Consider the following 13360-nt stretch of genomic DNA (forward strand, 5'->3'; position numbering starts at 1 on the left):
GCACCGCGGGTGGCTACGGCGGGTCGCTAGGGCTCGAGGGCGAGGATGTCGGACTTCGGGAGGTGGCGGCCGCGGGCGAAGGCGGCGGCGAAGGGTTGCTCGCCCAGGGCGGCGAGAGCGGCGGCGCGGGTGTGCGGGTCGGCGTAGGAGGCCTTGTTCTCCATGCCGGTGACGGAGAACGCGGCGCCGAGGAGCTCCGCGGCGCGGATTTGATCGCCCTGTGCGCCGGCTAGGGCGGCGAGGCCGCGCAGCACCTCGTCGAGGCCGGACATGAAGCTCAGGAAGGGGCCGTCCCACACCACGTCGACGGCCTGCCGGTAGCAGTCGCGGGCGATCTCGAAGTCGCCGTCGAGGGTGGCGAGGTAGCCGCGGCGCGCGAGGGTGATGGTGCGGGCCATGCCGGCGTCGGGGCGTCCGGGGCGGGTGTCGATCAGTTCGGTCGCGCTGGCGAGCTGTCTGCGTGCCTCGGCCCGGTCGTCCAGCTTGAAGGCGAGGACGGCCAGTTCGGCGTGGCCGGCCGCGGCGTCGGCGAGTTCGCCGCAGCGTTCGGCGGTGCGGACGGCCTGTTCCATGAGCCGACGGCCCTGCTCGGTCTCCCCGGCGCAACTGCGCGCTAGGCCCACCCTGATCAGCAGCATCGAGCCGGATTCGGTGCTCATCCCGTCGGTCGCGTAGCCGTATGCCTCCTCCGCGCGGCTCACCGCGGTGCGGTAGTCCCCCTTGGCCAGCGCGAACTCGGTGAGGATGACGAGCGTGAGCACCAGGCCCTGGCGCTCGCCGAGCTCGCGGAACTTCGCGTAGCCGGAGAGCAGCAGTTCCTCGGTGGCGTCGGGGTTCGCCGCGTTGAGCTCGAGCAGCGCGGTGAACGAGTCGCGGCCGGCCCGGACCCACGGGTCGGGGTGGTCGGCCAGGGTGTCGAGTGCGCGGCGCGTCGCGGTCACGTCCGTGCCGCGCGTGATGAACACCCCGGCGACGGGTCGGGCGAGGGCGAGCACCGGGTGGCGGAACGCGGACGTGTCCTCGGGCAGGCTGTCCATCAGGACTCTGGCGGCGGCTTCCAGGTCGCCGGAGTGCTCGCGCATCGTCCGCAGCAGCCGGTACATGGTGGAGCAGAGCAGATGCGCCTCGCCGAGTTCCGCGGGGATCTCGACGCCGGAGTCCGTGATCAGCTCACTGAGCTCCTCGGCCCACGCCGTCGCCTCCTTCTCGAGGTTGCGCATCAGCCAGAACCAGAGCAGGCCCTGGAACAGCCGCAGCGCCGTCACGACGTCGACGCTGTCGACGGCGTGCCGGAGCGCGGCGTTGAAATTGTCGCGTTCCAGGGTGAGCCGGATGATCCAGCGGATCTGGTCCGCGGTACGCAGTTCCGGCTCGGCACGCTCGGCGAGCGCGGCGAAGTGCGCGGCGTGCGCGGCGCGGATCCGCGAGCGTTCGCCGGATTCCTCGAGCCGTTCGGCCGAGTACGCGCGGACCGTCTCGAGCAGCCGGTACCGCACCTCGCCCGCGTCGTCCTCCTGCGCCACGACGAGCGACTTGTCGACGAGGGACGCGATCACGTCGATCACATCGTCGGCCGCGATCGATGCCGAAGTCGTTTCCGCGGACGCTCCGATGGCGCAGACGTGGGCCGCGGCCTCGGGTGTGGCGCCGCCCGCGAAGACGGACAGGCGGGCGAGGACCGTACGCTCGGCCGGGGTGAGCAGCTCCCAGCTCCAGTCGACGATCGCGCGCAACGTCTGATGACGCGGCAGCGCGGTACGGCTGCCGCTGGACAGCAGGCGGAAGCGGTCGTCGAGGCGGTCGGCGACCTGCTGCGCGCTCAGCGAACGCAGCCGCGCGGCGGCGAGTTCGATGGCGAGCGGGATGCCGTCGAGGGCCCGGCAGATGTGGACGACGGGGGCGACGTTGGTGGCAGTCAGCTGGAATCCGGGGCGCACCGAACCGGCGCGCTCGACGAAGAGCCGCACGGCGGGGTATTCGAGGGCGGATTCGGCGGCGGGGACGTCTACGGACGGGTCAGCCGCCAAGTCGACTGCCGAACCGGCTGCTGAATCGGCCGCGGCGTCCGGTGGCAGGGCAAGCGAGGTGACGGGACACAGCGTCTCGCCGGTCAGTGCGAGCGGTTCGCGGCTCGTCGCCAGCACGCGGACACCCGACGCGGACGAGAGGACCTTATCGACGAGTTCTGCCACGGCGTCGAGCACGTGCTCGCAGTTGTCGAGGATGAGGACCATCTTGCGGTCCGCGATAAGAGCGTGCAGGCGCTCGCGCGGGGTCAGCGCGTCGACACCGTCGAGCGCGATCTCGGCGAAGGACAGCGTGTTCTCGCCGCCGAGGGCGGCGAGCACGGCTTGCGGCACGTTGGTTCCGTCCGCGACGGCAGCCAGCGGCGCGAACCAGACGCCGTCGGGCGCGAGTTCGCCGAGGCGGGCGCCGCATTCCTGGGCGAGCCTGGTCTTGCCCGCGCCGCCGGGGCCGGTCAGGGTGACGAGGCGGGCGTTGCGCAGCAGGTCGCTGACGAGTTCGAGCTCGGGTTCACGGCCGATGAAGCTGGTCAGCTGGGCCGGCAGGTTGCCGAGCCGAGGGAAGGATTCAACCGCCGGCGCGGGACGTGCTGCGGCGGGTGCGGTGGGCGGCTCCTGGCGAAGCATCGCGAGGTGCAGCTTGGCGAGCTCTGGTGACGGGTCGACGCCGAGCCGGTCGGCCAGTGTCGACCGCAGCTGCTCGTATGCCGCGAGCGCTTCCGCCTGCCTGCCGAGTGCGTACAGCACCTTCATATACCGCGCGTGCAGACGCTCGCGCAGCGGGAAGGCGACACGTAGCTGCTCGAGTTCGGGCAGCAGGTCGCTTGCGGGACCGGGCTGCGCGAGGACGGCGTCCACGAGGTCTTCCACCGCCGCGACACGCTGCTCCTCCAGGGCCGCCGCTTCCGGCTCGGCGAACGGCATGCCCTCCACGTCGGACAGTGCGCTGCCACGCCAAAGGGCCAGAGCCGCCCGAAACTCGTTGGCAGCGCTCGACGCGTCTCCGGCATCGAGACGCGCACGGCCGGAGCGGACGTGCCGCTCGAACTGGACGACGTCCACGTCCTCCGGCCGCGCGTTCAGCCGGTAGCCGCCGCCACCCTGCTCGATGGTCGATCGCCCGACGACTGCGCGCAGCCGCGAAACCAGGGCCTGCAGCGCGTTGTGGGCCGCCGCGGGGGGCTCGTCCTGCCAGAGGTCGTCGATCAGCCGCTCGGCCGACACGACGCGGCCGGGATCGAGCGCGAGACGGATCAGCAGGGCTCGAAGACGGCGGCCGGGAACCTCGATCGTTCCGTCCGCCGAGTCGGCCGGCCCGGGTTGCGCGGCAGCGCGAACGTGGACTTCGAGGGGGCCGAGGATGCCGACGCGCATCGCCGTCCTAAGCCTCGGGGCCCGTGGCGGCGGGACGCTCCGGGTCGTTCGACCACTGCGACCAGGAACCCGGGTACAGCGCGGCGTGTATCCCCGCCACGGCCAGCGCCACGACCTCGTGCGCCGCGGTCACGCCCGAGCCGCAGTACGCCGCGACCGCGTCCGGCTTGCCCGCGACCACGCCCAGCGCCTCGAAGCGGCAGCGCAGCTCGTGCGGGTCCTTGAACCTGCCGTTCTCCTGCAGGTTCTCCGCCGTCGGCGCGCTGAACGCTCCCGGGATGTGGCCCGCGCGCGGGTCGATCGGCTCCTGCTCGCCGCGATAGCGCTCGCCGGCGCGCGCGTCCAGCAGTACGCCGCGCTTCGAGAACTCCGCGGCCTGGTCCATGTCGAGCGTCGGCATGTGGCCCGAGCCCAGCTGCACGTCACCCGGCTCCCGAACCGGGACCGGGGTGTCCAGCCCGTCGAGCTCGTAACCGGCGTCGACCCACCCCTTGAGACCGCCGTCCAGCAGGCGCACGTTCTCGTGCCCGGCCCAGCGCAGCAGCCACCAGGCGCGCGCCGCGGACATGCCACCGTTGTCATCGAGCACCACGACGTTCTGGCCGTCGCGCAGGCCCCAACCGCGCGCCGCGGTCTGAAAGTGTTCGGGCGTCGGCAGCGGGTGGCGTCCCTCGAGCGGGGACGACGGCGCGGCGAGGTCCGTGTTCATATCCACGTACACGGAGCCCGGGATGCGCCGCTCCACGTAGTGCTGGTGGCCGAGCGGATCGCCGAGCATCCAGCGCACGTCCAGCACCAGCGGACGGTCGGCTTCCCGGGCGAGCCGGTCGTGCAGCTCCCTCGCGCTGATCAGCACGTCTACCATGGTTCGCTCCAGGTTACGTTTCGGTTCGTGGGGGCAGCACCGCGCTTCGAGCTTAGCCGAGCGCGAGCGCCCGGGAGATCAACCGAGCAGGCCGCGCTTGTAGGCTTCCGCGACGGCCGCGGCCCGGTCGCGCACCCCGAGCTTGGCGTATGCGTGCAGCAGATGAGTCTTGACCGTCGCCTCGCTGATGAACAGTTGTTTGGCGGCCTCGCGGTTGGTCGTGCCGGAGGCCACCAGCGTGAGTACCTTGAGTTCGCGGTCGGTCAGCTGCTCGGCGGGCGCCACCGGGGTGCGTACGCGGCCGAGCAGCTTCTGCGCGACCGACGGCGCGAGGACGGCCTGGCCGAGATTCGCCGCGTGGACCGCGCGCAGCAACTCGTCCCGCGGGGCGTCCTTGAGCAGATATCCCGTGGCGCCGGCCTCGACGGCGGGCAGCACGTCGGAGTCGCTGTCGAACGTCGTGAGCACCAGAACCCTGATGTCGGGCGCCTTCTCGCGGAGCCGCCGGATCGCCTCGACGCCGCCCATCCGCGGCATCCGGAGGTCCATCAGCACCACGTCCACGCCGAGCGCGACGGCCCGGTCCACGGCTTCGATGCCGTCGCCGGCCTCGCCCGCGACCTCGAAGGCGGCGTCGTCCTCGAAGACGGCGCGCAGGCCGTCCCGCACGATCGGATGGTCATCGACGATCAGCAGTCTGATTCGCTGCTCGGTCACGGTTCGCTCGGCCTCTCATTGCCGCGCAGCGCCGGAACGCTCGCGCTCACGGTCGTCCCGTCGCCCGGCGTGCTCTCGATCTCCAGGCCGCCGCCGACCTGCCGCAGCCGCTGGCGCATCGCGGCGAGACCGTATCCGTCGCCGTTGACCTGCCGCGCGTCGAAGCCCTTGCCGTCGTCGAGCACATCGAGCGAGACCTGGTCGTGCATGTAGGTCAGCGTCATCCCGGCGCGGCTGGCCTGGGCGTGCTTGGCGATGTTGGCGAGGGCCTCCTGCGCGGCCCGGAAGAGCACGACCTCGAGCGCGGGCTGCAAGGGCGTCGCCTCCCCGTCCACCTCGACGCGGACGGGGATGCCAGAGGTCTGCTTCCATTCGTCGGCGAGCGTGCGGACCGCGTCAGGCAGCCGCGCGTCCTCCAGCTTCTGCGGGCGCAGCGCCTGCACCGAGCGACGCGCCTCGGCCAGGCTGTCCCGCGCGAGCTCCTTGGCCAGACCGAAGTGCCGGCGTCGGCGCGGCTCGTCGCCGTCGGCCAGCTCGACCGCCTCGAGCTGCGCGAGGATCCCGGTCAGGCCCTGCGCCAGGGTGTCGTGGATCTCCCCCGCCATCCGCTGCCGCTCGTCGAAGACCCCTGCTTCGCGGGCCTGGGCGACGAGCTGGGCGTGCAGCCCCGCGTTCTCCTCCATGATCTGCTCGAGCTGCCGGTTGGCCTCGGAGAGCTGGTCGATGGTGCGCGTGCGCTGTTCGGCGCGCCGGTCCTCGTCCATCGCGCCCTTGGTCATCGCGCCGACGATGAAGACGTTGACCGTGAACAGGCCGATGTACGGAATCCAGCCCCTGCCCTGCAGCTGGTTGGCGCCGCCGATCTCGGACAGCGCCATCAGCGCGGCGTTGACCACCATGCCGGCCACCCGCGAGCCGTTGCCAGGCAGGTACCGCACGAACAGGTAGCCGGTGAAGCCGAAGACCGCGAAGAAGGGGTTGATGACGATCAGCGCGCCGATCAGCGCCAGATGACCGACGTAGAAGACGACCGACCTGGCCACATGCTCGTGCTGCTCGCAGTGCGGCACCCGCACGGTCGTCAGCCACACGGCCGCCACCGCGGACAGCCCCACCGTCCAGGCCGCGTACCGTTCGGTGAGCGGCTGCTCGGTGGCCAGCGCGAGGGCCAGCGAAACGGCGAGCGCCACGTAGGGCACGACCGCGAACGCCAGGTCGAGCTGGCGCTCGCGCCTCTCTATCGGGGTCTTCGGCGGCACTGCGGTCTCACTCCCAGCGGAACAGCTTGGCGGAGGCCACGCCCCCGAGCACAGTGTATCCGGCCAGTACCGCAAGGTGTTGCCACAACGCTCCGGTGCCGGACCAGGCGTCCATCACGGCGCCGAAGGGCACGTACTCGCCGATGGTCTGCATGACGTGCGGCATCTGCGCGATCGGGACGTAGAGGCCGGCGAAGAAGAAGTTGAGGATCATGAACGGGATGCCCATGCCGTTGGCCATGCTGTTCGACGTGGCGATCGCGGCCGGGATCATGCCGATCGCGATGACCGCGGTGAAGCCGAGCACGAACGAGCTGACCACGGCGCCGATGTTCGAGGGGGTCTTCGCGCCGAACACGAGCGTGCCGAGCAGCAGGATCAGCAGCACACCGAGCGCGGCGAAGACCGAGAGCACGGCGACCAGCGCGGCGAGCATCCCGCCGGGCGGCACCGGGCTGACCGAGAAGCGTCGCAGGGTATTGCGTTCACGGAAGGACGCCATCGCGCTCGGCAGGCCGGTGCAGGCGACCATCAGCGGGACCATCGCGGCGACGGTCGGCAGGTAGACGTCCAGCACGCTGCGTCCGCCGAGGTCGGCCTCCGGCGTCTTGGTGCCGGGGATGACGCCGAAGATGATCAGCAGCACCACCGGCAGGACGATCATCACGAACACGCCGGGCTCGCGGCGCATCAGCTTCAGGTGCATGCCGACCAGGGCCCGGAAACCCTGCGCGGTGAGCCTGCGGCGCGCGTGCGCGGGAGCCGCGGCGTTCACGGTCATGGCGGTCACTTCTAATTCTCCTTTGCAGCGGTGAGGGTGATGAAGGCGTCGTCGAGGCTGGCCTGCTCGACACGCAGGCCCTCGGCGACGATCTGGCGGCGAGCCAGCAACGCGGTCACGGCCTGGGTGAGCTGCGCGTTGCCGGACAGCTCGAACTGCGCGCCGTGCCGGGTGACGGAGTCGACCTCGGGCAGCGCGAGCAGCTCGGCGTCCTCGATCGGTACGGACGGACGAAAGCGCATCCGCTGGCCGGCGCCGGTGCGTTCGGCCAGGCCCGCGGGGGTGTCCACGGCCACGACGCGGCCGCGGTCGATGAGGGCGAGCCGGTCGCACAACCGCTCGGCCTCCTCCATGAAGTGCGTGACGAGCAGCACGGTGACGCCCGCGGCGCGCACCTGCTCGACCAGGCCCCAGGTCTCGCGCCGGGCGTGCGGGTCGAGGCCGGTGGTGAGCTCGTCGAGGATGACGACGCGCGGGTTGCCGATCAGGGCGAGCGCGATGGCCAGGCGCTGCTTCTGGCCGCCGGAGAGCTTCTTGTAGCGGGCGTCGGCCTTTCCGGCCAGGCCGAGGCGGCGCAGCAGCCCGTCCACGTCGGCCGGGTCGCGGTAGAAGGACGCGTAGAGCCGCATGACCTCGTGGACCTTGAGCTTGTCCGGCAGCCCGGCCTCCTGCAGTTGCACGCCGACGGTCTGGTGCAGCTCGTCCCGGTCGGCGACGGGGTTGAGCCCGAGCACGCGTACGCTGCCGCCGTCCGGCGCGCGCAGGCCCGAGATGCACTCGACGGTGGTGGTCTTCCCGGCGCCGTTCGGACCGAGGATCCCGAAGATCTCCCCCGGCTCGACGGCGAAGCTGACGTCGTCCACGGCCGTGACCCGGCCGTACTCCTTGTGCAGGTTGGTGACCTCGATAACTGGCATGCCACCACGATGCCGCCGGAGCGGGGTCCGCCGAATCGACCGGCAGGGCGGATCCGGGGGCGGCGCGGTGGATTCCGGCATCCACCGATCGGTGGATGCCTTTGTCAGCACAAGGGGTAGCCGGAACGCGTATCTCGTGGAAACCTGGTGCGACGTGAGCACGACGCGACGCAGCGACGCGGGAGGAGTAGTCGTGCCGGAGACCACCCCGGAGCCCAAGTACTCGATCTCCGTGATGGAGGACAACGCGCCGGCCAACGGGTTCAGCGAGAACAGCATGCTGGTGCGGGTGAGCGAGGCCGATGACACCCCGTGTGCCGGCCTGCCGATCGCCTTCAGCGCGGACAACGGCGCGGTGCTGCTCGCAACGGACGCGGTGACCAACCACTACGGCGTGGCCCGGGTGTGCGTGGTGAGCTCGCGCGTCGGCCGCTGCACGGTGACCGTCGTGGACGGCGAGGGCAAACGACGCAGCGCGGCCGTGACCTTCACCGAACGTCGCAGCGGGCTGATTCTGGCCCTGCGCTGATTCCCAGGAGCTGAAAGCCTAGGCGAGAAGCGCGGCGCGGAGGCGGTCTACGTCGGCGGCGAGGGCCTCGTGTAGGTAGGCGTCGATGGAGCCGTGCTTTGCCTCGGCCTCGTCGAAGGCGGCCTGGAGGTATTCGCGGCGGACGTCGAGCAGGGGTGCGATCGGCTGGCGCTCGCCTACCATCTGGCGCAGCAGGGCGAGGAGCTTGGCCCGCGCCGCGGCGCCGCGGCCCTCCGCGGCGCGCTGGTTCGTGAGCAGGTAGTCCTCGTACACGGTCTCTCGGTCGACGCCGAGCGCCGTCAGGACGATCGCGGTCAGCCAGCCGGTGCGGTCCTTTCCAGCCGTGCAGTGGAACAGGATCGGCGTACTCTGCGAGGCCTGCTCGGTGATCAGGGCGAGGGCTGAGCCGTACGCGGCGCGGCAGGAGTCGTCGGTGACGAACTGGCGGTACATCTCGATCATGACCTTGTAGACGTCGTCCTCGGCGAGCGGCTCGCCGTCCGGACCGGCGTTCACCATCCGCGAGAACACGGCCTGGGTGAGATCGGCGGTGGGCACGTGGACGCGGCGGCCGGTCCACGGGCCCTCGCCGAACATCTCGATCTCGCTGTCGCCGCGCAGGTCGACTACCGTGCCGACGCCCATCCGCGCGAGCGCGGCCACGTCCTCCGGGGTCGCGTTGGTCAGCGCCTCGGAGCGCAGCAGCAGGCCCGCGCGCACGGCGTGACCGTCGGCCGCGGGGTAGCCGCCGAGGTCACGCGCGTTGGGCAGTCCGGTCAGGCCCAGGTCTCGTCCCGCGATCACGCGAGCGATCATAGCCCTCTCGGGTCACAGCCGCTGCGGCGCCGAGATGCCGAGAAGGTCGAGGCCCTGGGCGAGTGTGCGCTGCGTCAGCCGGACGAGCGCGACACGGTTTCCGCGCTGCGCGGCGCCGTCCGCCTTGAGGACGGGGCAGTTCTGCCAGAAGTCGCTGAAGGCCTTGGCCAGCTCGTACAGGTACGTGCAGAGGCGATGCGGCTCCAGCGTCGTCCCGACCTCGGCGAGTACCGCGCCGAACTCGTCGAGCGTGAGGATCAGAGACCGTTCGGCCCGGTGGATTGGGACTGCGGGGTCGACGTCTGCGGCGGTGTCGAGAAGTGCGTCGGCCTTGCGCAGCACCGAACATGTCCGCGCATGCGCGTACTGGAGGTAGACGCTCGTGTTCCCGGTCAGCGAGACCATCCGGTCGGGGTCGAAGACATAGTCCTTGATCCGTGCGTTCGACAGGTCGGCATACTTGACCGCGCCGATCCCGGCGGCCTGAACCACGTTCTCGAACTCCTCCGGCGGCAGTTCGGCGCTCTTCTCGGCGACGACGGCACGGGCCCCGGCGATCGCGGCGTCCAGCAGCTCCTTGAGCCGCGGCGTGTCCCCGGACCGGGACCTGAACGGCCTGCCGTCGGTGCCGAGGATCGTGCCGAACGGGATGTGTACGGCCTCGACGTCGTCCGGCAGCCAGCCCGCCTGCCGAGCGGTTTCGAAGACCATCCGCAGGTGGAGCGCCTGCCGCGCGTCGATGACGTACAGCATGCGCTTCGCCTTGACCTCCTCGACCCGGTAGCGGACCGCGGCGAGGTCGGTGGCGGCGTACCCGTATCCGCCGTCTGATTTGCGCACGATCAGCGGCAGCGGCCGACCTTCCGAATCCGCGAAGCCGTCGAGGAACACGCACTGCGCGCCCTCCGACTCGGTCAGCAGGCCCTTGGCATCGAGCGCGGACACGACATCGCCGAGCCAGGGGTTGTAGAAGGACTCGGCCACCGCGTCCTCTGGGGTCAGCAGGATGCCGAGCCGCTGGTAGAGCGCCTGGAATGCGTCCATCGAGACTTCGACGAGCTTGTGCCACGCCGCCAGCGTCGCCTCGTCGCCGCTTTGCAGTGCGACGACCCGTGCCCGAGCCCGCACCGCGAATTCGGGGTCTGCGACGAACTGCTGCTGCGCGGCCTTGTACACGTCGTCGAGCGCGTCGAGGTCGATGGAGTCGAGCGACAAGTCGGTGTGCTCGTCGATGTACTGGATGGGCTTGCCGAACGCCGTCCCCCAGTCGCCGAGGTGGTTCACCTTGACCACGTCCGCGCCGAGGTACGTCAGGACACGTACGAGCGCGTCGCCGATGACGGTGCTCCGGATGTGCCCGACGTGCAGTTGCTTCGCGATGTTCGGGCCCGAATAGTCCACAAGCGTCCGTGTGCCGTGCGCCGGTGCGCCGACTCCCATCCGCTGCTCATCGGCGAGCCGCGCCGCGACGATGTGCCACAGCGCCGCGTCGGTCAGCGTGATGTTGAGGAATCCGGGGCCGGAGAGCTCCGCGGCCAGGTCACCGGTGAGCGAATCCAGCAGCGCCTGCGCCAGCTCCCGGGGCGCGATGCCCGCCTTCTTCGCGAGGCCGAGCGCGGCGTTGGACTGGTAGTCGGCCCGGTCCGAGCGGCGGACCAGAGGATCCCCGGCAGCGAGCTCGCGCGGCAGCACGCGCACCATGGCCTGCGCCACCGCCGCGTCCACCAGATCCTTCGCTCCGAGCACCTCAGGCATCGCGACCACGACCTCCACCGCGTCGAGCGGCCCGCCCGACGCGGGGCCGCGTCGCTCGATGCTATCCGGGACGCGGCCCGAAGATCACCGCATTTTCGGGCGGTCTACTCGGCGGTGTCGATCCGCAGGCGTTCTTACGGCTCGAGCACGGTCTTTCCGGTCGTGCGGCGGGCCGCGATCGCCGCGTGGGCCTGGGCCGCCTGGTCGAGCGGGAAGCGCGTGCCGACCAGCGTGCGCAGCCTGCCCTCGGCGACGGCGGCGAGCACGTCGCGCGACTGGCGCAGCAGCACTTCGGGGCCGCGCGGGCCGGTCGGCGGGCCGAAGTACGACAGGACACTGACGCCGCGCTCGGCCGCGTGTTCCGGATCGACCTTCGTCATCGTGCCGCTGGAGAAGCCGAAGATCACGAACCGGCCGCCGCGTGTGACGAGCTCGAACGTCGTCGCGCCGAACTCGCCACCGACCCCGTCGAAGACGACCGTCACGCCGTCGGGCGCGGCGGCGCGAACCTGCTCGGGCCAGTCGTCGGCCGACGTATCCACCGCGATGTCCGCTCCGAAGTCCTTGGCGAGCTGCGCCTTTTCCGTTCCGCGCACGAGCGCGATGACCCGCTCGGCACCGGCCGCCCGGGCGAGCTGCATGCTGAGCACGCCGACCGCTCCCGTCGCGCCCTCGACGAGTACGGTGTCTCCCTTGCCGACCTCGGCCTGCTCAACCAGTCCCAGCGCGGTACGGCCGGTGCCGAGCAGCGAGACCGCGTCGGCGTAGTCGAGCGTGTCCGGGAGCTGATGCGAACCCTCGGCCTGGACCACGGCGAGCTCCGCGTAGCCGCCGCCCGGTCCGTCCGCGGTGGGAACCGTCACGCCGGACACGCGGCGGCCGATCCAGTCGGCGGACACGCCGCCGCCCACCGCGAGGACCTCGCCGGCCACCTCGCGGCCCGGGGTCCACGGCAGCGACTTCGGCGCTACCGGCGAGACGCCCTGCAGCGTGCCCGTTCTCGTCTGCGTCTCGATGAACTGGATCCCGGCCGCCGCCACCCGCACGAGCAGTTCGCCCGCGCCCGGCGCCGGGTCCGGCACCTCCTCGATCCGCAGCACTTCCGGGCCGCCGAACTCACGCACCACGATCGCCCTCATCGGAGCCTCCTGCCGAGTCGGAATCCTTATGACTCAGGACCCTAGGCAGCGCGGAACCGGCGCACCTCGGGCGCACGGCCGAACCGCCCTAGGTCTTTCGGCCTAAGACTCGGCTCGGCGGGCTCAGCCCGAGAGCCCCGGCTCCGCGGCTCAGCTCTGCGTCGTGCCGTCGATCAGCTCGCGCAGGATGTCGGCGTGGCCGTTGTGCTGCGCGTACTCCTCGAGCATGTGGATCATGATCCAGCGCACGTCGAGCTCGCCGATGCGGCGATGGGTGCGCACGTCGTCCAGGTCGACGCGCGCGAAGATCTCGCGGCTGCGCTCGCAGGCGGCGACGAAGCGGGCGGCGTCGGCCTCCACGGATTCGCCGTCATCGAGCAGGAAGTCGCCGTCCACGCGCTCGGGCCAGCCGAAGGGCGCGGGTTCGTCGCTGCCTTCGATGATGAGCATGAACCACACGTACTCGACCTTGGTCAGGTGCCGGACGAGGCCGTGCAGGGTGTTGAGCGAGGGCACGACACGGCGGTCGGCCTGCTCGTCCGTGAGTCCGTCGAGCTTCGAGAGCAACTCGGCGCGGTGGTAGTCGAGCCAGCCGGCCAGGGCCTCGCGCTCGGTGGCGATCAGCGGCGGCTCGACGCGGTTCATCGGCGACTTGTAAGTGTCCATCCCCGTGGTCTTTCCATTCCTAGGAAGTGAAGGTCATGTACATCAGTCGCTCCGGATCCGGGAACTTCACGAACCCGGCGCGGGCGTAGACCTCGTGCGCGTCCTTCGTGGACAGCAGCACGCGCTTGAGCTGGAACGGCGCGAGGTGATCGCGGATCGTCGCGGTCAGCCAGGTGCCGATGCCGAGCCCGCGGTGCACGCGGTCCACATACACGTCGCAGAGCCACGCGAAGGTGGCCAGGTCGGTGACGACGCGCGCGAAGGCGACCTGCTTGCCGGACTCGTCGTACACCCCGAAGTTGACCGACCCGGCGATCGAGCGTCGCACCGTCTCCAGGCTGCGGCCGAGCGCCCAGAAGGCGTCGGTGGAGAGCCAGTCGTGGATGAGCTCGATTTCGAGGCGGTCGTTGTCGTCGGATATCTCGTAGCCGTCCGCTCTGCGCGCAATCACGGATACGCACACTAGGCCATGAACGGCGCTCGTGCCGAACGCAATCGCGGCCGCCGGCAGATGATCG

General features: G+C 70.9%; 12 protein-coding genes. 1 reads left to right on the plus strand and 11 read right to left on the minus strand.

Annotation, left to right across the window (positions count from 1 at the left end; translation table 11 throughout):
* Positions 1-26: 26 nt before the first annotated feature.
* From VG296_RS22535 to VG296_RS22560, 6 genes are all read right to left on the minus strand, one after another.
* A complete protein-coding gene (locus VG296_RS22535) occupies positions 27-3398 on the minus strand; it encodes a BTAD domain-containing putative transcriptional regulator (RefSeq protein WP_325568773.1) in 3372 nt (1123 codons plus the stop codon).
* Between the two features lie 7 nt (positions 3399-3405).
* Entirely contained in the window at positions 3406-4263 is an 858-nt protein-coding gene (locus VG296_RS22540) for a sulfurtransferase (RefSeq protein WP_325568775.1), read from the minus strand.
* A 78-nt stretch (positions 4264-4341) separates the two neighbouring features.
* Positions 4342-4980: a response regulator transcription factor gene (locus tag VG296_RS22545; protein ID WP_325568777.1), complete on the minus strand. Its 639-nt coding sequence runs from the start codon at positions 4978-4980 to the stop codon at positions 4342-4344.
* Entirely contained in the window at positions 4977-6239 is a 1263-nt protein-coding gene (locus tag VG296_RS22550; RefSeq protein WP_325568779.1) for a sensor histidine kinase, read from the minus strand. The genes VG296_RS22545 and VG296_RS22550 overlap by 4 nt, the downstream gene beginning before the upstream one ends.
* Before the next feature lie 7 nt (positions 6240-6246).
* Positions 6247-7020, minus strand: coding sequence for an ABC transporter permease (locus tag VG296_RS22555; protein WP_325568885.1), 774 nt, complete (start codon positions 7018-7020; stop codon positions 6247-6249).
* Between the two features lie 11 nt (positions 7021-7031).
* Complete coding sequence (locus VG296_RS22560) at positions 7032-7937, minus strand: ABC transporter ATP-binding protein (protein ID WP_325568780.1); 906 nt, start codon at positions 7935-7937, stop codon at positions 7032-7034.
* Positions 7938-8130: 193 nt separating this feature from the next.
* Here VG296_RS22560 and VG296_RS22565 point away from each other — a divergent pair, with 193 nt between their 5' ends.
* Positions 8131-8466, plus strand: coding sequence for an Ig-like domain-containing protein (locus VG296_RS22565; protein ID WP_325568782.1), 336 nt, complete (start codon positions 8131-8133; stop codon positions 8464-8466).
* 18 nt (positions 8467-8484) lie between these two features.
* On the opposite strand, the gene VG296_RS22570 is transcribed toward VG296_RS22565, so the two are convergent.
* From VG296_RS22570 to VG296_RS22590, 5 genes are all read right to left on the minus strand, one after another.
* The gene (locus tag VG296_RS22570) at positions 8485-9270 is read right to left on the minus strand and encodes a tyrosine-protein phosphatase (protein WP_325568783.1); all 786 of its coding nucleotides are present in this window, start codon (positions 9268-9270) and stop codon (positions 8485-8487) included.
* A gap of 24 nt (positions 9271-9294) precedes the next feature.
* A complete protein-coding gene (gene argS, locus VG296_RS22575; protein WP_325568785.1) occupies positions 9295-11037 on the minus strand; it encodes an arginine--tRNA ligase in 1743 nt (580 codons plus the stop codon).
* 134 nt (positions 11038-11171) lie between these two features.
* On the minus strand, positions 11172-12176 hold the full coding sequence (locus tag VG296_RS22580) for a zinc-binding dehydrogenase (RefSeq protein ID WP_325568787.1): 1005 nt from the start codon (positions 12174-12176) through the stop codon (positions 11172-11174).
* 150 nt (positions 12177-12326) lie between these two features.
* Complete coding sequence (locus tag VG296_RS22585) at positions 12327-12842, minus strand: DinB family protein (RefSeq protein ID WP_325568789.1); 516 nt, start codon at positions 12840-12842, stop codon at positions 12327-12329.
* Between the two features lie 19 nt (positions 12843-12861).
* Positions 12862-13293: a GNAT family N-acetyltransferase gene (locus VG296_RS22590; protein ID WP_325568790.1), complete on the minus strand. Its 432-nt coding sequence runs from the start codon at positions 13291-13293 to the stop codon at positions 12862-12864.
* Positions 13294-13360 lie beyond the last annotated feature (67 nt).

It is taken from the genome of Actinospica sp. (assembly GCF_035552695.1).
Taxonomy (GTDB): domain Bacteria; phylum Actinomycetota; class Actinomycetes; order Streptomycetales; family Catenulisporaceae; genus Actinospica.

Bases quoted from the DNA above. Each gene is read 5' to 3' on its own strand.
- VG296_RS22535 (WP_325568773.1), bottom strand. From the start codon at position 3,398: ATGCGCGTCGGCATCCTCGGCCCCCTCGAAGTCCACGTTCGCGCTGCC.
- VG296_RS22540 (WP_325568775.1), bottom strand. From the start codon at position 4,263: ATGGTAGACGTGCTGATCAGCGCGAGGGAGCTGCACGACCGGCTCGCC.
- VG296_RS22555 (WP_325568885.1), bottom strand. From the start codon at position 7,020: ATGACCGTGAACGCCGCGGCTCCCGCGCACGCGCGCCGCAGGCTCACC.
- VG296_RS22560 (WP_325568780.1), bottom strand. From the start codon at position 7,937: ATGCCAGTTATCGAGGTCACCAACCTGCACAAGGAGTACGGCCGGGTC.
- argS (WP_325568785.1), bottom strand. From the start codon at position 11,037: ATGCCTGAGGTGCTCGGAGCGAAGGATCTGGTGGACGCGGCGGTGGCG.
- VG296_RS22580 (WP_325568787.1), bottom strand. From the start codon at position 12,176: ATGAGGGCGATCGTGGTGCGTGAGTTCGGCGGCCCGGAAGTGCTGCGG.
- VG296_RS22585 (WP_325568789.1), bottom strand. From the start codon at position 12,842: ATGGACACTTACAAGTCGCCGATGAACCGCGTCGAGCCGCCGCTGATC.